This is a genomic window from Mucilaginibacter flavidus (assembly GCF_024055575.1).
GTDB lineage: Bacteria > Bacteroidota > Bacteroidia > Sphingobacteriales > Sphingobacteriaceae > Mucilaginibacter > Mucilaginibacter flavidus.
The window spans coordinates 47,791-70,483 of the sequence record NZ_JAMXOE010000016.1; the positions used below are offsets into that span (position 1 = coordinate 47,791).

19 protein-coding genes and 1 tRNA gene are annotated in these 22,693 nt (G+C 38.3%); all 20 read left to right on the forward strand.

Features of this window, described 5'->3' with window-relative positions:
* Positions 1-11 precede the first annotated feature (11 nt).
* Positions 12-983: a Gfo/Idh/MocA family oxidoreductase gene (locus NAF19_RS20675; RefSeq protein ID WP_252792241.1), complete on the forward strand. Its 972-nt coding sequence runs from the start codon at positions 12-14 to the stop codon at positions 981-983.
* Positions 983-1,930 (forward strand): Gfo/Idh/MocA family oxidoreductase, encoded by a 948-nt coding sequence (locus NAF19_RS20680; protein WP_252792242.1) that lies wholly within the window; start codon positions 983-985, stop codon positions 1,928-1,930. Before NAF19_RS20675 ends, NAF19_RS20680 begins: the two co-directional genes overlap by 1 nt.
* A 17-nt stretch (positions 1,931-1,947) precedes the next feature.
* The gene (locus tag NAF19_RS20685; protein ID WP_252792243.1) at positions 1,948-3,741 is read left to right on the forward strand and encodes a hypothetical protein; all 1,794 of its coding nucleotides are present in this window, start codon (positions 1,948-1,950) and stop codon (positions 3,739-3,741) included.
* The gene (locus NAF19_RS20690; protein WP_252792244.1) at positions 3,734-4,372 is read left to right on the forward strand and encodes an SGNH/GDSL hydrolase family protein; all 639 of its coding nucleotides are present in this window, start codon (positions 3,734-3,736) and stop codon (positions 4,370-4,372) included. The genes NAF19_RS20685 and NAF19_RS20690 overlap by 8 nt, the downstream gene beginning before the upstream one ends.
* A 111-nt stretch (positions 4,373-4,483) precedes the next feature.
* On the forward strand, positions 4,484-5,560 hold the full coding sequence (locus tag NAF19_RS20695; RefSeq protein ID WP_252792245.1) for an O-antigen ligase family protein: 1,077 nt from the start codon (positions 4,484-4,486) through the stop codon (positions 5,558-5,560).
* A gap of 81 nt (positions 5,561-5,641) precedes the next feature.
* Positions 5,642-6,526, forward strand: coding sequence for a hypothetical protein (locus tag NAF19_RS20700; RefSeq protein WP_252792246.1), 885 nt, complete (start codon positions 5,642-5,644; stop codon positions 6,524-6,526).
* A gap of 15 nt (positions 6,527-6,541) precedes the next feature.
* Positions 6,542-8,389: an asparagine synthase (glutamine-hydrolyzing) gene (gene asnB / locus NAF19_RS20705; protein ID WP_252792247.1), complete on the forward strand. Its 1,848-nt coding sequence runs from the start codon at positions 6,542-6,544 to the stop codon at positions 8,387-8,389.
* 35 nt (positions 8,390-8,424) lie between these two features.
* The gene (gene wecB, locus NAF19_RS20710) at positions 8,425-9,519 is read left to right on the forward strand and encodes a non-hydrolyzing UDP-N-acetylglucosamine 2-epimerase (RefSeq protein WP_252792248.1); all 1,095 of its coding nucleotides are present in this window, start codon (positions 8,425-8,427) and stop codon (positions 9,517-9,519) included.
* A 7-nt stretch (positions 9,520-9,526) separates the two neighbouring features.
* Positions 9,527-11,116: a heparinase II/III domain-containing protein gene (locus NAF19_RS20715; protein ID WP_252792249.1), complete on the forward strand. Its 1,590-nt coding sequence runs from the start codon at positions 9,527-9,529 to the stop codon at positions 11,114-11,116.
* A 7-nt stretch (positions 11,117-11,123) separates the two neighbouring features.
* Positions 11,124-12,290, forward strand: a complete 1,167-nt coding sequence (locus tag NAF19_RS20720; protein ID WP_252792250.1) for a glycosyltransferase family 4 protein — start codon at positions 11,124-11,126, stop codon at positions 12,288-12,290.
* Positions 12,290-13,225: an NAD-dependent epimerase/dehydratase family protein gene (locus NAF19_RS20725; RefSeq protein WP_252792251.1), complete on the forward strand. Its 936-nt coding sequence runs from the start codon at positions 12,290-12,292 to the stop codon at positions 13,223-13,225. Before NAF19_RS20720 ends, NAF19_RS20725 begins: the two co-directional genes overlap by 1 nt.
* A 4-nt stretch (positions 13,226-13,229) precedes the next feature.
* A complete protein-coding gene (locus NAF19_RS20730; RefSeq protein ID WP_252792252.1) occupies positions 13,230-14,204 on the forward strand; it encodes an MraY family glycosyltransferase in 975 nt (324 codons plus the stop codon).
* 175 nt (positions 14,205-14,379) lie between these two features.
* A complete protein-coding gene (locus NAF19_RS20735; protein WP_252792253.1) occupies positions 14,380-16,302 on the forward strand; it encodes a polysaccharide biosynthesis protein in 1,923 nt (640 codons plus the stop codon).
* A 193-nt stretch (positions 16,303-16,495) separates the two neighbouring features.
* The gene (locus NAF19_RS20740; RefSeq protein WP_252792254.1) at positions 16,496-16,849 is read left to right on the forward strand and encodes a YciI family protein; all 354 of its coding nucleotides are present in this window, start codon (positions 16,496-16,498) and stop codon (positions 16,847-16,849) included.
* 35 nt (positions 16,850-16,884) lie between these two features.
* Complete coding sequence (locus NAF19_RS20745) at positions 16,885-18,111, forward strand: RNA polymerase sigma factor (RefSeq protein WP_252792255.1); 1,227 nt, start codon at positions 16,885-16,887, stop codon at positions 18,109-18,111.
* Between the two features lie 510 nt (positions 18,112-18,621).
* Positions 18,622-18,695, forward strand: a tRNA-Pro gene (locus NAF19_RS20750).
* A 288-nt stretch (positions 18,696-18,983) separates the two neighbouring features.
* Entirely contained in the window at positions 18,984-20,222 is a 1,239-nt protein-coding gene (locus tag NAF19_RS20755; RefSeq protein ID WP_252792256.1) for a site-specific integrase, read from the forward strand.
* A gap of 152 nt (positions 20,223-20,374) precedes the next feature.
* On the forward strand, positions 20,375-20,749 hold the full coding sequence (locus NAF19_RS20760) for a plasmid mobilization protein (protein WP_252792257.1): 375 nt from the start codon (positions 20,375-20,377) through the stop codon (positions 20,747-20,749).
* Positions 20,746-21,633: a relaxase/mobilization nuclease domain-containing protein gene (locus NAF19_RS20765; protein ID WP_252792258.1), complete on the forward strand. Its 888-nt coding sequence runs from the start codon at positions 20,746-20,748 to the stop codon at positions 21,631-21,633. Before NAF19_RS20760 ends, NAF19_RS20765 begins: the two co-directional genes overlap by 4 nt.
* Positions 21,630-22,256, forward strand: coding sequence for a hypothetical protein (locus NAF19_RS20770; protein ID WP_252792259.1), 627 nt, complete (start codon positions 21,630-21,632; stop codon positions 22,254-22,256). Before NAF19_RS20765 ends, NAF19_RS20770 begins: the two co-directional genes overlap by 4 nt.
* Positions 22,257-22,693 lie beyond the last annotated feature (437 nt).

Genomic DNA, 22,693 nt, shown 5'->3' on the forward strand with positions numbered 1-22,693 from the left:
TTTATATCTACATGAAAACTAACTTAATAATAGGCGCCGGCCAAATAGGAAGCAGACATTTGCAAGGCTTGCTCAATCTTAACATGCCTCAGACGATATACGTGCTTGATCCTTCTGAGCAATCGTTAGAAATTTCAAAAAGGCGCGCGGAAGAGATTCCAAATGATCACATAATTCGCTTCATAACAGATTGGACCAGTCTGCCAATCGATCTTGATCTGGTGATCGTAGCCACTGGTGCAAATGTCAGAAAGTCGGTGTTAAATATTTTGCTCGATGGATTTAAGGTGAAGTACCTGTTGCTTGAAAAAATATTATTTCAGGACGTTGAATCCTACCCGGAAATTGCTGAACTAATCCAGCAAAAAGCAATACCTGTTTGGGTTAATCATCCACGACGGATATTTGACAGTTATGTGTCTATTAAACGTGAGATTCCGGTCGATGAGCCTGTTAAACTTCATGTTATCGGAAATAATTGGGGGTTGGGTTGTAATGGTTTGCATTTTATAGATCTATGCGCTTTCCTAAGCGGCTCCGAAGTTGACAGCATTAATGCTGATTGGATTGATGATGAGTTGCTTGAAAGTAAGCGCCCGGGCTATATTGAGTTCTCCGGCACGCTAAAAGGGATTATGAAAAATGGATCGTGTTTTTCAGTATCTTCCTTCAAGGGAGATTTGAATATGATCAGTGTGACCATATCCACCGTTTCAGAAAGCTGGGTAATAATAGAGGGGGCTATGTCTATCACTTATCATCAAAAAACAGGTGACGGAAGAACAGATTATAAACGGCAATCAGCGACAAAATTCCAAAGCCAATTAACAACCGTTATTGCCAGTGACCTTTTTTTGAACGGTACATGTGATCTTCCCACATATGAAGAAGCGCGCCAATCACACGTGCCGTTTATTAAGACTTTGTTGACAAAATATAATGATCTAACCGGAATAGACAATAGAATTTGCCCTATAACATAATGAAGCCTGATCTACTATTAATTGGTTGCGGACCAATGGCAGTTGCCTATGCAGAAGTTTTAATGCATATGATTATTCCATTTAAGGTTATAGGCAGGGGAGAAGCCACAGCAGCGGAATTTGAACGACAAACGGGAGTAAAGCCTGTTACCGGAGGGCTGGACTTATATCTCCAGCATAATAATCTTGCCAGTGGCACATATGTAATTGTATCTACCAACCTCGAAGGGCTAATGGAAAGTACGCTGAAAGTGCTTGAAAGCGGGGCTTATAAAATATTGGTTGAAAAGCCGGGAGCTCTTAGTATTGATGAGTTATTGGTTAATAAAAATGTATTGCTCACACATAGTAGAAAAGTGTTCGTTGCTTATAATCGAAGGTTTTATTCGGCGGTAACCGAGGCAAGCAGATTAATAGCTGAAGACGGCGGACTACAATCTATGTCGTTTGAATTTACGGAATGGGCACATGTTATTGAGCCGTTAAAAAAGGCACCTGGAATCAAAGAAAATTGGTTTTTCGCAAACTCTACGCATGTTGTGGACCTCGCATTTTACCTTGCTGGTGCCCCATCTGAGATGAGTTGCTATTCCAAATCCGGAAGTTTAACCTGGCATGATAAAACAAATTTTAGTGGCGCCGGAATAACCGATAGCGGGATATTGTTCTCGTACTTATCAAATTGGGAAAGCGCTGGCCGCTGGGCCATTGAATTGCTAACTAAAGAACGCCGCATCTATTTAAAACCGATGGAAAAGGTAAGTTTGCAGTTGAAAGGAAGTATAAAAATAGAAGAGCATTTATTTGACGATAGTTTGGATAAAGAATTTAAACCGGGCATTTACAAACAGGTTGAGGCATTTTTAAATGATGATCACACTAAACTGCTTAACATAGCCGACCACATAAAAAATGCGGGTATTTACAAGCAGATGCTGGCAAAATAATAGAAACCCGAGGGAGAATGAAATTGTTTATTTTATTTAGTGAGAATATCGAATTTGATTTGCCGGAGTCAAACTATATCATACTATCTAAGTTTAAATCTCATTCCTCACGATATGGACATGTGCATGAAAAACTTGAGGATGTACATGTCAACGATATTGACTTTCTAAAGCAGGAAGAGCTAATATACGATGAGTACACCCGTCAGCTTCCAAAATCTTTGGCGGATGTCTTCATTTCAAGCAAAACTTCATTGTATTTTGTTATGATGGCGCTTGAAAACTGGAAAATTACAGTCAAAAGGCTAATCGAGGAATATTCAATCGAAGAAATTGTGTTTACTGAGTTGCTCGACCAGAATTTCTACATGCCATTTTATGAAGCCGAGGGTGAAGTTACCAAGCCGCTGCAATATGAAGCCTATGATTTTATAAGTAAACTTTTATACGGTTTTATAAATCGAAATTATCCCCGTATAGAGGTCAATATTATCAAAAAGCACTCAGTTTTAACATTGAGAAAAAGGATATTGGCGAGACGATACGGACTTTTTATCTATAAGGTTTTACTCCAGGCGAAGCTTTATTTTAAATTAAAAATAAACTCCGCAGCGAAGATCAAAGATATCCTCTTTTTATCCAGGGGGCTTGCGCATTCGCAATACATCGTAGATTACGTAAGAGAGTTTAATGAACAATCGGATATTTATGCATCCGATGGACTGCGTACCCAAGGTAAAAACAAAGAATTTTTGCGAAATAGTGGCTTGGGCAAAGACGATTACATCGATAATATCGAAACGACTTCATTTCTTGGTTTTTTAGCCTCAGTTTGGTTTGTTCTGGCTCTTTTGCTGAAATATAAAATTGTTTATCAACACAAATTGAAGCGAACGGATAAGAAGTATGGATTTCCATATTCGAATGCGGTGACGGAAATGATCATACATTCCCTGGAAGCCCAAGTCTATACATCTGGTTTGGAAAGGTTGATTAAGAGACAAAAAAAAGAAGGTGCGAGAATCCCCAAGACACTGATAACCTGCGAAATTTACACGCAGTATGCATATTTTATCGCCGAGCTGGGGAAAAAGTACGATATAAAGACCATACAACTAATCTCCGTCGCAATGAGTACCGGATACTTGCCGCATTTCTTTTTTTGCGACCAGGTATTGTTCAATCAAAGAAAAGTCTTAGAGGCGTTTAAATCCAACAACCAATATCTCGCACACAAATGCGATTATTGGGGGAATTTAACCTTTAATGAGTGTGGGGATATTCATAGAAAAGACGCCGGCGATGGGGTATTGCGAGTAGTGCAATTTACCCAGCCCGTGCTGGATGAAGAAAACGACTTTGCTATTCTTGATACCTTGCTGGATATTAAAAACGATCGACAGATTGAAATTACGGTGAAGCCGCATCCTCGCGAAAGCCCCGAAAAATTTTCTAATTACGATAACGAAGTTCAAATTTGTTCGAGTACGATTTCGCTTCAGGCAGCTATTGAAAATGCGGATCTGGCGCTAGTCAAATTTTCGGCTGTTGAGCATTACTTACTAAATTATGGGATACCGACAATTTATTGTGCATTCAGCCAGATGGCAAAGAACGGAATTTCTGAAGTTATCAAAACCGGTTATAAAGGCATAGCGTTTTCAGCGGAAGAATTAAAAGAACTGGTGGTAGGCTTCCCCGGTATTGTGCCATTTTATAAAGATTTTAGGGAGAACGAAATGTTTAAGCGTTTTGAAAATAAGGGTATATACTATTTCAGGAATAGTTTATTAAAATATATTAATGAGTAATATAACGATAATAGGTGATTCACTGGCTTATAATCGCCCGGACGGGTTAGATAACAATCTGCGCTGGCCGGCGCTTTTAAAAGAAAAATTACCTGGTTATCAAATCAATAACCTCTCGTTGGGCTCGAGCACTAGTGATAGATTTAGAAAGGTCGGGGCATTGCTTTCCGATACAGATATTCTTATTGTTCAAATAGGTATAGTTGATTGCGCACCAAGGCTTTTTACGATGCTCGAAAACAAAATAATCGCCAGGCTACCATCATTTATTTCAAAGCGAATAATAGCGCAGGTAAAAAAAAAGAGAACACAAAGCACTAACCGCAGCTATGTAAAACCTGAGATTTTTGAGCGGAATCTATTGGAACTTTTCAATACATTTGCCCGCAAAGTAGTACTTTACGTAAAAATTCTACCCGCAGGTAAAAGGTTTGTTTCCTTAAACCCAACGATTCAGAGTGCAATAACTCAATATAACGCCATTATTGATAAGTGTGCAAAAGATTATAAACACGTACATTTAATTGATTTGAAATTAAACGACATTGACGATTATACATTGGAAGACGGCTACCATCTTAACGCCAAAGGGCATTTGTTGATTTCAGAATTAATCACGGCGGCAGTGTAGCGATAGTTGAACATGAATAAATTCATAAAATATTACTTACTTTTTTTACCACTATTTTCTTTGATAGGCATTCTGGCTTCCATTTCCAGAAGCGTTTACCAAGACTCATACGTGGAAGAGTTTCTTATAGTAAGTGCGGCTTTAGATCTGATTATTTATTTACTTGGCTTTAAATATACCCTCGATAGGAAAATCACGGCATTATGTGCTCTTTTACTTGCAAGTGCGCTGATCGGCCTTTCGAATAATGATATCTCAAGGCGGTTTATCACGGATTTTACGCTGCCGTTCTTCTTTTTTGTTAAAGTTCTTGTTTTTAAAAAATATTGGTCTACCGCTGATTTCGGTAAATATGTTAAGGTTTACGTCAATTTGGCTTTTTATGGCAGTATAATATTGCTTCCTATTACTTATTATTTGTTTACAAGCTCAAATCATAGCAGGTTGGCAATATTTCCGCCAATGGAATTACCGTTTGCAAATTTTATGTTGTCAAATACATTCTACGTAATCATATCTTTCTTCGTAATCCTGTTGTATGGCAAGCGGGCTCAACTGGTGTCGGCTATTGTAGTTTTCCTCTGTTATACATTTGTATTTAAGCGAAAACAGATTGTTAAATTTTTATTTATTTTTTTAGTGGCAGTAGTTGTCGCGTTCTACGTGTTCGAAAACTATTCAAAAAATCTTGCTGTAAGCAGACTTAAAAACACCTTCGATTTATTTAAAAGCGAGGAATCAACCAATTCCAACATCGATCAAATTTCGGCCGGCCGATTTAACGAATTCGAAACTATCCTCGCCCAGATGAGACCCGAAGATTATTTTCTGGGTAAAGGGATGGGTTTTGTTTACAATGTTGATACTGGCGGTGAATATATTAAAACATCCAACGCACATTTTTCGCCAATTGGTTTTCTATCAAAGTATGGTCTTATTTTTACCCTATTTGTTTATTATTTTTTATTCTCAATTTTTCTGAAAACCAATAAAGCCTTGTTACGCGATAGAAATTATGTTATTGCCTTGGGAGTTTCGGTATTTATTTTTCTCGAGTCATTTTTCTCTTACGCGCTGTTTGTAACGCCTATTTTACCTGTTGCTTTGGGTATGATGCTTTCATTACAGAAGAAGCAAAATATGCTGCGAACTGCACGGCGCAATGCAACACAGAGCATAAGCAAGTAATATTTTGATAAATGGACTTAAATGAGTTATTTTTGGAGCCAGTCATTATTCTTTCAAATAACATCTCAATACAAAACCGTTATGAAAAATTTGTTTTTATTTTTGGCGATTATTTGCCTTGGAAGTTCAAATTTAATATCAAAAGTTCCAGAGTTTCATCAAAATCCTCAAGTTGGTAATTACCAGGACGATACCGGAACTTTGCAGGCTTATTTTGATAAAGGAGATGTAATAAATCTTCCGGCAGGTAAAGTGTTTAATATCTCCGGTACAGTTTACATCCGAAAGAACAGCCAAATCGTTTACGGTAATATGGCTGTTATTAAATACTCAGGAAGCGATGCTGCTATAGGCTTTCAACGAGTTAACGATAAAAACTACCCTGTTAGAGTCACGATACAGGACCTTTCAATAAATGTTGAAGGCGCTGGCGCTGTAGGAATAAGATGGCAGGCATCTTATTCACAATTAAAAAATTGTGGTGTTTCCGTAGCTGGTAACAACGATACAGGCATTCAACTGTGTGGTGATGGTGCTAATGGAACAGGTAGTTACTACAACTTGTTTGAAAATTGCTTTGTACAGGGCGGAAAGCAAAAAGGCGCGACAGGGCAATATGGATGGAAATTCACCTACGACAAAAACGCCGCAAGCCGTTGTCCAAATTCAAATACATGGGTTGGCGGAAGAGTGGGTCAGTGCGATGTTGGCATGTATATTAACGGCGATGGTAATGTTATTAACCATATTGCCTCCGAGGGTTGCGGTATATCATTTTATTTCGATAATCCTGATAGCAAAGCGGGTTGTGTCTCTAATAAGGTTTTATATCCTTATATCGAAAGCTGCAAGACCGCTTTTAAATTTGGATCTAACGCAATCGGCTGCGTTGCATCTACGCCTTTTGTAACAAGCACGCCTTCATTAAAAGAAGATTTAGGAACCAGAAATATATTTAATCAATAAACTACCTGAATATTTATGTGTGGAATTGTCGGGTACATTGCCTCTAAAAAGTTAAGTTTAAACGAAAGTTTGTTGGCCATGGTTCATCGTGGCCCTGATGCTAAAGGAGAATACTACTATCAACACAATCAGTTAAACGTGGGTTTGGGGCATTTGCGATTGAGCATAATTGACCTCTCAGAAGCAGGAAATCAACCTTTTCATTCGGAAGATCGCCGCTATTCAATTATTTTTAATGGAGAAATATATAATTATGCAAGTCTAAAAACGCATTTGGTCGACAAAGGCTACTCCTTTCAAAGCGGCAGTGATACCGAGGTCTTGCTAAAAATGTTTATCGAATACGGTGCCGATATGTTAAACAAACTGAACGGTATATTTGCATTCTGTATCATCGATACCATTGCAAACAAAGTGTTTGTTGTCAGAGATCAACTCGGTATTAAGCCAATATATTTTTATTACGATAAAGAACTATTTGCTTTTGCATCTGAGATTAAAGGTTTAGAAAAGATTGCAGGTGTAAAAAAAACGTTGGATAAAGAGCAACTCACAGAGTTTTTAATGAGTGGCTTTTTATATGAGCCAGACACTGGCTTTAAAGAGATAAAGAAGATTAGACCCGGCACATATTCTATTATCAATCTCAACGACGATGCTGTGCATTACGAGGAGGTTGTTTATTGGGAACCGGGCAAAAAACGTGTTAGCCTCGTTGATGTCGAAACTGAAGTGCGAAAGTCAATTAACGAGCAGACCGTGAGCGACGTGCCAGTTGGCATTTTTTTTAGCGGCGGCGTTGATTCCAGCATTATTTTAAGTGAGCTGCGAAAAAAAACTCAGGCATTTGTTGTACAAGCTTCGGCCGACGAGTACAAACAATCCGGAATGACCAGCGATTTCGACTATGCGAACAAAATCGCCGGCCTGTTTGATGCAGAGCTAAAAACTATTAAGATCTCAGATGACAACGCCTTGAGTGGCGACGATTTTTTGAAATTTGTGGAACACCTTGCAAAAGCAACTGAAGAGCCTATTGCAGATTTCACCTTCATCTCTTCGCAGTTGCTATCACGGGAAACAAAGAAACTTGGTTATACAGTAATTTTGAGTGGGATGGGCGCCGACGAAATATTCGCCGGTTATCCGAGGTATCAAATGCTTAAATTTAGAAAAGCTTTCGCAGTCGCTCAAATATTTATCAATCTATTTTTTTCGCGGGTTAAGTTCTTCCGGAAAAAAAAGGAACGATTTAATAATTTCTTAAAGGAAACGGACTTTATTTATGGTTATTCGAATCTAATTGGTGTTTTTTCAAAAAACGAAATATCGGAAATGTTGGTTGATAAACCTTATTTCGAAAGATTTAAAAACAAGCTGGAAAATATTCTTAAGAACACAGACACCGATAGTGATCTAAAAAAAGCTATGAAACTTGATCTTTATGGTTTTTTAAGTCATAATTTCTCGGTCGCTGATAAATCAAGTATGCTCGAAAGCCAGGAAATGCGGGTACCACTGGCGACTAAGGAGCTTTTTGAACTTGGTTTTTCATTGGACGATGATGACTTGGTGAGTTTTAAAAAAACAAAAAAGCCTTTGAGAAATATCTTGCTGAAGGAGTTGCCGTCATCAATCGTCAACAGGCGTAAGGCGGGCTTTAATCCGCCCATGGACAATGCGGTAAAAGATTTGGGCTATCAAAAGGCTTTAAAATTTGCAGAAGACAATCGCCTATTCGAAATTATTAATCGACCTTATGTGGAAAATATTTTTGAAAGCCACTATAAAGGAAAGAACAATAATACTTACAAGATATTTCAACTATTGTATTTGTCTTCCTGGTACAGTGTAAATTCCTAAAATTAAGAGATTACTCTCGATAATATATAATTCTTATGCTCATTGATATTATAGCAGGGGCGCGCCCCAATTTCATGAAGATTGCGCCAATTATCCGCGCCATCGAAGGCATGCAGGCAGCTGGCAGCAAAATAAATTACAGACTAATTCATACCGGTCAGCATTACGATAAGAAAATGTCGGGTGATTTTTTCGAACAATTGGGCATACCGGAGCCGGATATTAACCTGGAAGCAGGGGGCGGTACTCAGGCAGAACAAACCGCCGCAATTATGGTGCGCTATGAAAAGGTGCTTATGGAAACACGGCCGAACCTTGTCTTAGTAGTGGGCGACGTTACATCCACCATGGCCTGCTCCATAACAGCAAAAAAACTCAATAACATAAAAGTCGCACACGTTGAAGCTGGGATAAGAAGCGGTGACCTGACTATGCCCGAAGAAATAAACCGGATGGTGACAGATGCCATTACCGATTATTTTTTTACTACATCCGATACTGCAAACAATAATCTTAAAAACGCGGGGATAGGAAAAGATAGAGTTTTTTTTGTAGGTAATACAATGATAGACACACTATTAACCCAGATGCCAAACTTTCAAAAACCATCAGTTTGGGATGAGATTGGATTACAGCCAAAGGAATATATTGTGATGACACTTCACCGCCCGGCAAATGTAGATGAAGAGGGAGGCTTACGTAAATTGATAACTGCTATAATTGATTCCTCGCGCGGCATCCCCTTAATTTTCCCTGTCCATCCGCGTACAGCGAAAATGCTGGAAAGTTTAGGTATTGCGGCTCCTAATCTGCATATGATAGAGCCTTTGGGATACCTTGAGTTTAACTACCTTGTGAGGAATGCAAAAGCAGTTATAACAGATTCCGGAGGGATAACTGAAGAAACTACCGTGATGAATGTGCCTTGCATGACGTTGAGGAATAATACTGAACGGCCCGAAACTTGCGAAATAGGCACCAACGAATTATTGGGTACCGATCCAATAGCTATTCCTCCCGCATTTGATACACTTTTTGCCGGGCAATGGAAAAAGGGAGAAATACCCGAGTTATGGGATGGTCATACTTCTGAAAGGATTCTTGATGTTATATTAAGTTTAAACTTATAGCGCAATTGTGGTAAAAAAAAGCTTATTACTTTTCAGGACCGTAAGGCATCTAAAATTAAAGCAAATAATTTACCAGTTTTACTACAGATTAAAACCGCGTAAAAACTTAGCGTCGTACAAACCCAACTCCGTAATTGGGTTGACCTTTAACGCACTACGTTTTACTACCGCCTATGAACTAACTGGTTTGGCTGGCGCAAATTGTAGTTTTACTTTTTTAAATCTTAAAAAAGATTTCGCCGGCACTATTAACTGGGACTACCAAGGTTATGGTAAACTATGGAATTACAACCTGCAATATTTTAATTACCTGCACCAAACCGACATAACAGTAGAGCTAAAACAACAGTGGCTACATGACATCGGTTCGTGGTTAAATATAGGTAAACTTAAACTGGAACCATACCCGGTTGCATTGCGCGCAATAAACACTATAAGGTTTTTAAGTACCGAAAAACTTTCTGATCCTTTAATTATCGAAGACCTGTATGGGCAACTTAATTATCTGAACGATAATTTGGAATTCCATTTATTAGGCAATCATTTGCTGGAAAACGCCTTTGCTTTATTTATGGGAAGCAGCGTGTTTAATAATAGCACCTGGGCTGAGACGTCAAAAAGAATTTTGTACGCCGAGCTAAATGAACAAATATTAAATGATGGCGGGCATTTTGAATTGAGCCCCATGTATCATCAAATTATTTTATTTAGAGTACTGGAACTTATTGATTGGTACAGCAAAGTTGAAGATTACGATTGTGATTTTTTGAAATTTGTTACATCGAAAGCTGCTGAAATGTTAAAATGGTTGGAACTTATCACCTTTTCAAACGGCGATATCCCTCATTTTAATGACAGCGCTGACGGTATAGCCTTTACCAGCGCCGAATTATTTGCATTTGCACGGCAATTAAACATTAAACCTAATGAAACGTTACAACTTAACGGTTCCGGGTACAGGAAGTATGTATCACCAAAATACGAATGCGTGGTTGATGCGGGAGATGTTGGGCCGTCTTATCAACCTGGGCATAGCCATTCAGACATGCTGTCATTTGTATTATATAGCAAGGGGATACCAATTATTGTAGATACAGGCACGTCAACTTATCAAATAGGGACTAAAAGAACTTATGAACGCTCTACAAATGCCCATAATACTGTTGAACTTTCTGGATGTAATCAATCGGAAGTTTGGGGTGGCTTCAGGGTGGGCAGGCGGGCCGAAATTGAAATAACTAAAGACACTGAAACAGCACTTACCGCAGGGCATAACGGTTATCGAAAAAAAAATGTGGCTAATCACGAAAGAAATTTTATTTTTGCCGGCGATGTTGTAAGCATCATTGATGTTATAACAGGTGCGGATGAGCTATCCCTAAAGGCTCTATTCCACTTTTATCCAAATTGTAAAGTTGAAATTCAAAATCCTAATAAGGTTTTTGTAAACAACATAGCAACTATTGAATTTACTGGTAAGAATAAACTCGAACTGCAGGAGTACGAACTGGCAAATGGCTATAACAAGTACTTGACCGCTACATGTTTAACAGTTGAGTTTAAAAAGCAATTGCAAACTGAAATAACGTTGTTATAAAATTTAAATGAAAAGAATTCTTTATTTGAGCTTTTATTTTGAACCCGATCTTTGTGCTGGCTCTTTCCGGAATTCGCCTTTAGCTAAAGAACTTGCTAAACAAGCTGATGGTAAGGTAATTATTGATATTATTACCACGCTGCCTAATCGATACAATACATTTGATGTAGGAGCTCCGGCATTTGAGGAACGGGACAATATTACCATCAATCGCGTATTAATCCCGAAACACAAAAGCGGTTTTGCCGATCAGATTAACTCGTTTAAAACGTATTTTTTTGAGGCAGAGAAAATAATAAAAGGTAAAAAATACGATATGGTATTTGCTTCATCGTCCAGGTTGTTTACCGCTTATCTGGGCTATAAAATTGCAAAAAAGCAAAAGATCCCATTGTATCTTGATATTCGGGATATTTTTACTGATACCATGAATGACGTCCTGAAAAACGCTATTCTAAAAACCGGAGTTTTGATGGTTTTAAAAAACATCGAAAAACGTGTGTTCAACTACGCAACTCATATTAATTTAATATCGGGCGGCTTTAGGTCGTATTTTGCCAAGTACAAAAAGCCTGCATATTCGTATTTTTCAAACGGAATCGATCCCGAATTTTTAGATTTAAGCCCAAGCCCCGAAAATAATACCGGCCAGTGCTTGATAACCTATGCCGGAAACATAGGCGAAGGACAGGGATTGCATAAAATTATACCCCAGGCTGCTAAAAGGCTCGGCGATAAGTACAAATTTTTAGTAATTGGTGATGGCGGCGTAAAGCAGAAATTATTAGAAGGATTAAAAGCTGAGAATGTAACCAACGTTGAATTAAAAGAACCTGTTTCGCGAAAAGAGCTGCTCGAAATCTATAAAAAGTCGGACTTTTTATTTTTACATCTGAACGATTATGATGCGTTTAAAAAAGTACTTCCATCAAAAATTTTTGAGCTGGGGGCGTACGATAAACCAATGATAGCTGGGGTAGCAGGTTTCGCTAACCAATTTATAAATGAGAATGTTCCTAATCATATTCTTTTTTTGCCGGGTGATGTGGATGACATGGTTAGCCAGCTAAAGAACTATACCTATACAACGGGCTTTCGCGAAGATTTTCTTCGTAAATTCAAACGGGAACAGATCAATACTGAAATGGCAAAATCTATTTTAGCCTACCTATAATGAGCAAGATATTAATTTCAGGTGCAAATGGCTTTGTAGGTCTCAATCTCAGTAACTATTTGGCGAAGGCCGGTAACGAGATTTACCCATTATCGCGAAATGCCGGTAAGCAAGAAAATAATGTTTTATGGAGTGATCTGGAGAGGATATCTGTATTAAAAATTGATGTTTTTATTCACCTTGCCGGCAAGGCTCATGACTTAAAAAATACTTCGGAGCCTGACGAGTATTTTAAGGTAAATACTGACTTGACTATAAAATTATTTAGCCAGTTTTTAAAAAGCACGGCGTCTGTTTTTATATATTTCAGCAGTGTTAAGGCGGCTGCCGATACGGTCGAAAATATTTTAAGCGAGGATGTCGTCCCGAATCCGAAGACGGTTTATGGCCAATCAAAATTCAAGGCCGAACAATATCTCTTGGCGCAAACACTTCCGCCCGAAAAAAAGTTATATATCTTAAGGCCGTGCATGATTCATGGCCCGGGCAATAAAGGAAATTTAAATTTACTATATAGGTTCGTTAGTAAGGGGATTCCCTACCCCTTTGCTGCATTTGAAAACAAGAGGTCTTTTTTATCAATTTCAAATCTTTGTTTTATAGTTGAAAAATTAGCCGGCGCCGTTAGCCCTGTGGGTGGTATTTACAACATTGCGGATGATGTGCCCTTATCTACTAACGAAGTAATTATAATAATTGCAGAAACCAATCACTTAAAATCCAAATTGTGGAAGATAAATCGCAAACTTATTGAGCAGATTGCTTTTGTTGGCGATAAATTGCGATTGCCAATAAACACAGAACGGCTAAAAAAGCTCACTGAAAATTATGTAGTAAGTAACAGCAAGATAAAAAAGGCACTGGCGATAAGTCATTTGCCCATTTCATCGGCCGACGGACTAAAAAGCACCATCAGCAGTTTCCAGAATCAATAATTTTATGATATATCCTATTCTAACTTTGGTATTTTTTCTGGCAATGTTGGCTTACTTCCGAATAGCTGATCATTATAATATTATAGATCATCCGAATGAAAGAAGCTCACACACTGAAGTAACAATAAGAGGGGGTGGGGTTATTTTTGTATTTGCTGCGTTGATTATCTTGGTTTTATATCCTGAATTTTGGCTGGCAATAACGGGGATTGTAATTATTGGGGCAATAAGTTTTCTGGATGACAGGCTTACTTTATCAAGCCGGTTGAGGTTATTGTTTCACTTGCTAGCAGTAACCTGTATGTTTTGTTATTTAAATATCTTTCAGTTCGAGCCGCTCTATATTATTCCGTTGCTTTACATTATAGTAATTGGTGTAGTTAATATGTACAACTTTATGGATGGTATTAACGGCATAACCGGCACATACAGTTTGGTTGTTTTGGGTGGACTGCTTTACGTTAATCAAAACCACATATTATTTATTAAAAACGAGATGATATGGATACCAATGCTGGCTTGCCTGGTGTTCCTTTTTTACAATTTTCGTAAAAAAGCCAAATGCTTTGCAGGCGATGTGGGAAGTGTAACAATTGCTTTTTGGATAATTTTATTGATACTCCGTTTAATTTTTGTAAGTGGTGATTGGGAGTATATTTTGTTCCTTGTTGTGTATGGCATCGACTCCGTACTAACAATTATTCACCGCATAATATTAAAACAGAATATTTTCAAGGCGCACAGGCTCCATTTTTATCAGTTAATGGTAAATGAATACCGAATGTCGCATTTATGGGTGGCGTTTGGTTATGCTATGTTACAAGCTACAATAATTTGTTTAATTATTTTTAACCACTCATTAACGTCGCCTGTGTTATTTTGTGTAGTGGTTGTTCCGTTATCTATTTTTTATATAATTTTAAAACTGTTACTACTTAAAAATAATCTTAATACATTAAAAATACGACAAAAAATATAAATTTATACTTTTTCATATTTAAGATTAAATGGTTATTTGTGTTTGCATCAGGAGGGCTGCAAGTAAAATTGTTTAGGCAGTTTTTTGACATATATAATGTGTGTTGTAGTAAAATAATTTATTTTTTTTATTAAAATATAATCTTACTTTTATCTTAGCAAATAATAATAGTCTTATGAAGAAATACTCACTATCTAATAAGGTTGTTCCGCGATGGGTCATAATCGTTCTGGATTTTTTTATTGTTGCGGCATCATTCTCGGTCGCGTATTTTATTGTGTACCGTTTCGAGTTTATAAATATATTAAGAGGATATTTCTTAATTTATACGAGTCTATATTGTTTAACGTCGCTGGCTGTGATGTTTATGATGCGGATACACACCGGGTTAATCCGCTACTCGAACACCCGTGATGTGTTACGTATATTCAGCGCAGTATTTTCATGTACATTAATATATTCTGTACTAATTAATATTTGGTTTTTACCGCAATGGCCTATTAGCCGTATAACCATAAATATGGTAATGCTGGTTAACTTTTCGTTATCAAGCACTTTGTTGATATTGTTACGTACTGCCGTTAAAAGTGCATATTTCTATATTAATAATTATTCAAATGCTACTAAAACGGTTGTACTTATTTATGGCTCAGATACCAGCGCAGTTTTAGTGAAGCAAGCTTTGGAGACCAGCGTAAAAACTAACTTTTCTGTTATCGGCTTTGTTGATGACGACCCTAATAAAATAAATAAAGAAATTCATCAGCTTAAAGTTTATGATATTGATAAGCTGGAAAACCTAATAAAAAAGCGTAAGGTAGACAGGCTCATTATTATGAACCATCACCTTGATGAACAAGCCAAGAAAAATGCGCTTGAAAAGTGCCTGGCGCTGGGCATACAGGTGCTTACAGTTCCACCGTCTGACCAATGGATATATGGCAAACTTAACCTTCAGCAGATTAAAGATTTGAAAATAGAGGATTTACTACAGCGTAAGCCTATCCAGATTGACACCACGAGGATTTCGGAAGATTTACAAGGGAAACGCGTGCTGGTAACAGGTGCTGCGGGTTCTATTGGATCGGAGATTGTTCAGCAAGTGCTTGGCTATAAACCAGCGATGATTATTTTGTGTGACCAGGCTGAATCGCCTCTTCACGAACTTCGCCTGCAGGTTGAGGAGAGTTTCCCTGATAGCGATATTAAAATATTTATCGGGGATGTGCGGAATTACTCCAGGATGCGCAAATTGTTTATCGACTACACACCTGAAATAGTATTCCACGCAGCTGCCTATAAACACGTGCCGATGATGGAAGAAAATCCTACCGAGGGCGTATTAACTAATGTTGTAGGCACTAAGTATCTTGCCGATCTGTCAGTTGCTTTCGGCGTTGACAAATTTGTAATGATTTCTACCGATAAGGCCGTAAACCCATCCAATATAATGGGTACGACAAAGCGGATTGCCGAAATATACATTCAATCGCTTAAAAATGATCCTGATAACAATGGAACTACGCGCTTTATCACCACAAGGTTTGGTAACGTGTTAGGATCTAATGGCTCAGTTATACCGAGATTTAAAGCGCAGATACAAAAAGGCGGACCACTGACTGTTACGCATCCGGAAATTACCCGTTATTTTATGACTATCCCTGAAGCCGTTCACCTGGTTTTGGAAGCAGGCACAATGGGTACCGGTGGCGAGATATTTATTTTTGACATGGGCGAACCTGTAAAGATTACCGATCTTGCGTTAAAAATGATTAAACTGGCCGGTTTGCAGCCCGACAGGGATATTAAAGTTGTTTTTACAGGTTTAAGGCCAGGAGAAAAACTTTATGAAGAGCTATTGAACGATGGTGAAAATACGATGCCAACCTATCACGAAAAAATAAAGATTTCGCGGGTTATTGAGTATTCATATGCCCAGGTTCATAATGATATTAACGAATTGCTTGCTTTAAATAAGCAAAACGACATATTGGGCGTGGTTAATAAAATGAAAGAAATTGTACCTGAATTTATTAGCAAAAACTCAGAATACGAAGTGCTTGATAATAAAGACGCCAGTTTAGTTCCTGAAATGTAACTTCGTTTCAGTTTATATCTATACTTCAAGTAGTGAAATATATCAAGGCCTGGCTTTCGCCGGGCTTTTGTATTTGGTGCCTTCGGCAGCGCCTTATACTTTCGAGAAAAACAGATGACAATAGTGTCCAATTTTTAAACTTTCGATTGTTACCAGGTAATTAATATATTTAATACTGTTATTAGTTAAGAAAATGGACGAGTTTATTTTAATTTTCAGGCACCAGGACGGTTCAAAAATTGCTTCGCCGGAGCAAATGCAAACGTGGATGAAACAAACCATGGACTGGATAGGTGGCATTGCATCACAAAACAAATATATTGGTGGTAACGGCTTACCTCTTGATAACGCGAGGGTTGTGCGCCACAACAAGATAGTGACCAATGGCCCGTTTGGGGAAATAAAAGAAACCCTGGGTGGGTATATCATAGTCAAAGCAGAGTCGATTGATGAAGCGGTTGAGTTTGCCAAAGACTGTCCAATTTTACAGGGAGAAGGAAATACCGTGGAGGTAAGGAAAATTGCAAAAGGCGATGGTACACATTGACACAATTGCCGAATTTGGGTGCGAAGCTTTCGTGTATGGAGCAACAAGAGTTAATACCACATTTATTTAGAACCGAGTACCGCAAAGTAGTTTCGGTGCTTTGTAAACGGTTCGGTTTCGCTGAGATTGAGGTAGCAGAAGATATTGCCAGCGAAACTTTTATAACGGCTGCGCAAACCTGGGGCATCAAAGGTATCCCGCCAAACCCCATTGCATGGCTTTATAATGTTGCAAAAAATAAGGCTAAAAATTATCTGCATCGGGAGTTGCTTTTCGACGGTAAGGTCGCCGCTGAAATAAGGAATAACTTAGCCGAAGATTATGAGTTAGAAATTGATTTGTCGCCGCAAAACATCAACGACAGTCAATTACAGATGATGTTTGTCATTTGCCATCCATCAATTGCGCCGGAGGCGCAGGTCGGCCTCTCGTTGCGTATATTGTGTGGTTTCGGTATTGATGAAATTGCCGAAGCCTTCCTGTCAAATAAGGAAACCATAAACAAACGGCTGTTTAGAGCCAAAGAAAAACTACGCGAAGGAAACATAAAAATCGAATTGCCAACTCTGGCTGAAATTGATGAACGCCTTGATGTGGTTTTAACAACAATCTACCTTTTGTTTAACGAGGGCTATTACTCAGTTAATAAAAGCCAAACCATACGGAAGGACTTATGCCTTGAAGCTATGCGTCTTTGCTATATGCTGATTGAAAATAAAAACACCAATAAGCCACATGTGAACGCCCTGATGGCGTTGATGTGCTTCCATACTTCGCGGTTTGAAGCGCGGATAGGCATAAACGGTGAACATATATTATACGAGGAGCAAGACATCAGCCTCTGGAACGCCGATTTAATAAGCAAAGGCGGGTATTTTTTAAATTGCGCAGCAATAGGGGATAGATTAACAAAGTACCACCTGGAGGCCACAATTGCATTTTGGAGCACACAGCAGGCCGATACTAACGAAAAATGGGAAAATGTGCTGCAACTTTATAATCGTTTGTTGCAAATAGAGTATTCGCCTGTAGCAGCGCTGAACCGAACATTCGCATTTTCAAAAGCAATTGGTAAAGATGAAGCCATTATTGTTGCCGAAAAATTAAACCTAATTGACAATCAATTTTATTTTACGTTGCTGGGTGAGCTTTATACCGGTATAAATAAAGTTAAAGCTAAACTGAATTTCGAAAAGGCATTGTTCATAGCAAAAAATCAGCCTGACAAGCAATCCATCCAAAAGAAGATAGACCATTTGTAGCGTAAATTGTCATAAATATGCTATTCTGCTCGCCGGAGCGAATAATTTGTATTTTATACATTTATTTTAATTACATATAATTCCTATATTTGTGTCCTGAATTTGATGAATTAAAAGGGGGTCTTATCACACCCTTATTTACTAAAAAATAATTTTGAAATGCTAGCATCGCGTTGTTTAAAACAATGCACGTTGGTGTTAATCATGTATTATCAATCGCAATTATGCCCCTAATGAAAAATTTTGTATACTGGACTATGGTTTTGCTAGGACTCATTTGCGCCATCTGCATAGCATTTCTTATAATTAACTGGTCGGTTACTACGAAAATTTAGCTCCTTTAATAAATTTTTATTCGACGAAAACTTAGCTTTTGATCGTAACATCCTGAATGTTAATGGCTATAAAAGCAAAATTTAATCGAGTATACAATGCGCATTAAAAAAGATGAAATTTTATTTAAAAAACATTTGCAACAATAAGTATAAAGCTTACCTTTGCGTTCCCTTTCGGGATGTAGCGTAGCCCGGTATCGCGCCACATTTGGGATGTGGAGGCCGCAGGTTCGAATCCTGCCATCCCGACACCAGCGATACCAAACTGAGTCAAAAACCCTCTAAATTTATTAATTTAGAGGGTTTTTTCATTTATTTTAAAAAATTTCATACCAAAGAACCCCAAAGAATACCAAAGTTCTTATGCCCTATTCTGCACCCTGTTTTTTATTCGTAGAATTGACCGATGCGTTTTACGGGCAGTTCCTATTGATTTGCCTGTAAGCTATTTGTAAGTGTTTAATCCGTTTTGAACAAGTCATCAATTTGTACTTGACGGGAAATTATATCAAATGAGTTTAAAAGGAAACAAATCGTATGAAAACAACAAATTCATTCAGCCACAACTTTTTTCTTAAAAAAGACAAGGCAAGTAAGGGAAACGCGCCGCTTTACGTGCGGGTTACTGTTAACAGGAAGTTTGTAGACATTTCTTTAAAGCGGCGGATAAAAATTACTTCGTGGAATCACGAGCTGCAAAAACTTGAAGGGAACGATCAGGAAGCAAAGGATATTCGCAAGAAAATCCGGCAGATGGGTAACGAGATCAATGCTGCTTACGATGTTTTGCGTTACGATAAAGAAATTTTAAGCGCAGATGCCATTAAAGCAAAAATTGAGGGCATAGATGAAGAGAAGACCACGCTTTTGTGGCTGATGAATTATCACAACACCGAGATCAAAAAATTGCTTGAACCCGGTACCATGAAAAACTATTTCAGTACTGAACGCTATATCAAAGAATTTTTGATGAATAAGAAAAGGCGTAAGGATATGTACCTATCTCAACTGGATTACAAATTTATTATTGACTTCGAGATTTACCTAAGACAGCGTGAACCCAATCCCGGCCAAAGGCCATGCGGTAATAATACTGTTATGAAGCATATCGAGCGGCTCCGAAAAATGATAAACATTGCCTTGAAAAATGACTGGATAGTTAAAGACCCCTTTCTCCGCTTTGAACGCCATATCATTAACAAAGACAGGCAGTGTTTGGAATTTGAGGAACTGGAAACCATCAAAAATTTGGAACTGGATAGAGATGGACACCAAATTGTGCGAGATACTTTTATTTTCAGTTGTTACACCGGGTTAGCTTTCGCAGATGTATTCCAATTAAGCGACGATCATTTAGTAACCGATATTGAGGGGGAAAAGTGGATAGAGATGGTCAGGCAGAAAACGGCTAATTTTTCAGGTAAGAAATTTTACGTTCTACTTTTGCCGGAAGCAATTGAATTAATAAAGAAGTACAAAGGCCATCCTATGGCCTCATATACCGGCACCGTATTTCCATTGTTTTCAAATCAGGCCACTAACCGTTATCTAAAAGTAATAAGCAAAAAAGCAAATCTGAATTTTGCTTTAACCTATCATATTGCCAGACACACATTCGCAACAACCGTTACTTTGGAAAACGGAGTGCCAATGGAAAGTGTATCTAAAATGCTTGGCCATTCCAGTATCCGCACAACACAGATATACTCAAAAGTGAAAAAGAAAAAGGTGAGTTCGGATATGAAAATTTTGAGGGAGCGGCTAAAACTGGCATAGTTCAAAAAACTACAAAATCCGATAAAGAGCATTGGTCCCTTATCGTGTCTTTAGTGGGGAGCCAGCTATGTTTTGGTGTTACCAAAACTTGCTGGCCCCATTCATGCTATCGCATTCATGGGGAGATTTTTAAGACAGGAAAGGAATTAAAGATGCTTGAAAAGCCAAAAATAAACAAAGGCGGCAGGCCGCCGAAAGAAGTAAAGCGGTTGCGAACACTTTCCGTTAAGTGTTCCTTTTTTGAGGGGATGCAGATTGAGAACAAAGCTAAACAGGTTGGTTTAAGCGTATCGGAATACTTGCGGGAAATGGGCTTGAAAGGAGCTGTAAAATTCAGGGTTAAAACTTTGAATCGAGAGGTATTACAGTTAACTGGAACACTCAACCACATAGCTGCCAACCTAAACCAGATCGCTAAAAAGCGAAATAGCTTTGATGAATTAAGCGTGCTTGAACGTGCAAGGCTCAACCAGCAAAGCACAAGTCTGCAACAATTAGTTACGGATATTAAGGCCTATTTACAATGATCGGTAAGATAAGCACAGGAAAAAGTTTCCGGGGATGTTTGAACTACCTGCATGAAGGTAGATTACAACAGAGTAAAGCTTTGCAGGAAATAGAACAGGAGAAAAAGCAGGCGCAGGTTATTTGCTATAATCAATGCTTCGGTAATAAAAAGGAATTGATACAGCAGTTCAATGAGGTGCAGTATTTAAACCCGAAGCTATCCAAGCCTGTATTACACGCCTCTTTAAGCTTTGCCCATTCAGACCAGTTAAGTAACCAAGATAAAATTGATATTGGTAAGCAGATGGCTAAAGACTTTGGATTTGAAAATAACCAATATGTGGTTATAGAGCATGGCGACCGGCAGCATCATCATTTACATATTGTGGCTAATAGGGTTGGTTATGATGCCAAAACGGTTTCCGATAGCAACAACTATAAACGGATGGCAAACTTTTGCCGAACTATGGAAAGGAAGCACCAATTGGAACAAGTGCTTAGCCCACGTAGGTTTCTGTCTAAAGAAGAAAGAATGTTGCCACGTCAGGACATCCGTAAAGAAGCTTTAAAAGAGGCTATTGCTAAATTCTTAAAGCAATCCACAACCATGAAAGAATTTCAGAATAAGATTACTGCAAAAGGCTATGAAGTCGAATTGGGCAGGGGTATCGCTTTTACAGATGCACAAGCAGTTAGGTTTAAAGGTAGCCAGGTTGGTTATCCTTTATTGAAAATTGAAAAGCAATTAGCACAAAACAGACAGATGCAACAAGAGGAACTACAAAAGCCAAGCCTGGCTCAACAACTTAGGGAAAGGATTTTAAGATCGCAAAGAGAAGAACAATTGAAAAGACAACAAGAGGATAAACAGGAAATTAAACAATCGGGAGGATTTAGATTATGATAAACGAAACAAATTTTAATTCGGTGATGGAGGATTTCACCAAAGAATTACAAGCAGTAAAAGATGTGGTTAAAGTATTACCTGCAAAGGTTGATGAACTAAACAAAAAAGTAGACGGCTTTAAAAGCAAGATTGAGAACATACAGGTAACAGCCCCTGCGCCGGAATTATTACCAATACACAACATTGTGGCTGATGGTTTTACTACTATAAAAAATGCAGTACAAAGGCAGCTTAATGACCTGTTTACCAAAAACCATATACTGGTATTGCCGGAGGACGGCGGTAAAAGTTTTTTAAAGATTATGGGCAAACGGTTTATGATTTTAACAGGCCTGGCTTTAACAGTTGGCTTTATCTGCTGGTTTGGTTTCCGCTATTGGTATATGAATAACGAGAACACCCGTTACCGTAAATCGTGGTATTGGAATTATATTAAACTGGATAAAAGTGAAAAACAAAATATGGTTAATGATTTGGACAGCTTTAAGGTATCCAGCATCAACAGCTACAGGACGGACAGCATAGAAAGGTATCAAAAAGGACAAGAAACGGAATTGCGCATTAAACAACTTGAAAGGGAAGCGGATAGTTTGAAAGCACTAAAAAATCGGCCTAAGTGATTAAAGACACCCCCATTCGGGCAAAACAGGTTCATCCATGAAGCCCGGCAGTCCGGGGTCATTCCTTCACCCGTTTTGCCTGACACACGGCAAGAGTGAAGCTGCGCAACACACTTGCGCTTCCCGCCAAAAATAAAAACATCTCCATTTCACCGCGACCGGCAAAGTTACTGACCGGCGGACTGAAATGTAAAGGCTATATAAACGAAGCATTTTTTGTTTTGTTTTTAGCGGTGCTTCGGCCTTGACATTGCATCCGCCTTGCCTTTTTGGTGCCTAAGCGTTGAAAATAGGATTGTGTGTGGAACGAACCTAAATCTTTATATGATTAGCATTTACGAGCCTTGAAACTTAAAATTAATAAATTAGCTTAGTTGAATATTTACAAATTGCCACAATGACACGACACGAAACAGAAGATAAACGAATTGTAATTA

Bases quoted from the DNA above. Each gene is read 5' to 3' on its own strand.
- NAF19_RS20675 (WP_252792241.1), top strand. From the start codon at position 12: ATGAAAACTAACTTAATAATAGGCGCCGGCCAAATAGGAAGCAGACAT.
- NAF19_RS20680 (WP_252792242.1), top strand. From the start codon at position 983: ATGAAGCCTGATCTACTATTAATTGGTTGCGGACCAATGGCAGTTGCC.
- NAF19_RS20685 (WP_252792243.1), top strand. From the start codon at position 1,948: ATGAAATTGTTTATTTTATTTAGTGAGAATATCGAATTTGATTTGCCG.
- NAF19_RS20690 (WP_252792244.1), top strand. From the start codon at position 3,734: ATGAGTAATATAACGATAATAGGTGATTCACTGGCTTATAATCGCCCG.
- NAF19_RS20700 (WP_252792246.1), top strand. From the start codon at position 5,642: ATGAAAAATTTGTTTTTATTTTTGGCGATTATTTGCCTTGGAAGTTCA.
- asnB (WP_252792247.1), top strand. From the start codon at position 6,542: ATGTGTGGAATTGTCGGGTACATTGCCTCTAAAAAGTTAAGTTTAAAC.
- wecB (WP_252792248.1), top strand. From the start codon at position 8,425: ATGCTCATTGATATTATAGCAGGGGCGCGCCCCAATTTCATGAAGATT.
- NAF19_RS20720 (WP_252792250.1), top strand. From the start codon at position 11,124: ATGAAAAGAATTCTTTATTTGAGCTTTTATTTTGAACCCGATCTTTGT.
- NAF19_RS20725 (WP_252792251.1), top strand. From the start codon at position 12,290: ATGAGCAAGATATTAATTTCAGGTGCAAATGGCTTTGTAGGTCTCAAT.
- NAF19_RS20730 (WP_252792252.1), top strand. From the start codon at position 13,230: ATGATATATCCTATTCTAACTTTGGTATTTTTTCTGGCAATGTTGGCT.
- NAF19_RS20735 (WP_252792253.1), top strand. From the start codon at position 14,380: ATGAAGAAATACTCACTATCTAATAAGGTTGTTCCGCGATGGGTCATA.
- NAF19_RS20740 (WP_252792254.1), top strand. From the start codon at position 16,496: ATGGACGAGTTTATTTTAATTTTCAGGCACCAGGACGGTTCAAAAATT.
- NAF19_RS20745 (WP_252792255.1), top strand. From the start codon at position 16,885: ATGGAGCAACAAGAGTTAATACCACATTTATTTAGAACCGAGTACCGC.
- NAF19_RS20755 (WP_252792256.1), top strand. From the start codon at position 18,984: ATGAAAACAACAAATTCATTCAGCCACAACTTTTTTCTTAAAAAAGAC.
- NAF19_RS20760 (WP_252792257.1), top strand. From the start codon at position 20,375: ATGCTTGAAAAGCCAAAAATAAACAAAGGCGGCAGGCCGCCGAAAGAA.
- NAF19_RS20765 (WP_252792258.1), top strand. From the start codon at position 20,746: ATGATCGGTAAGATAAGCACAGGAAAAAGTTTCCGGGGATGTTTGAAC.
- NAF19_RS20770 (WP_252792259.1), top strand. From the start codon at position 21,630: ATGATAAACGAAACAAATTTTAATTCGGTGATGGAGGATTTCACCAAA.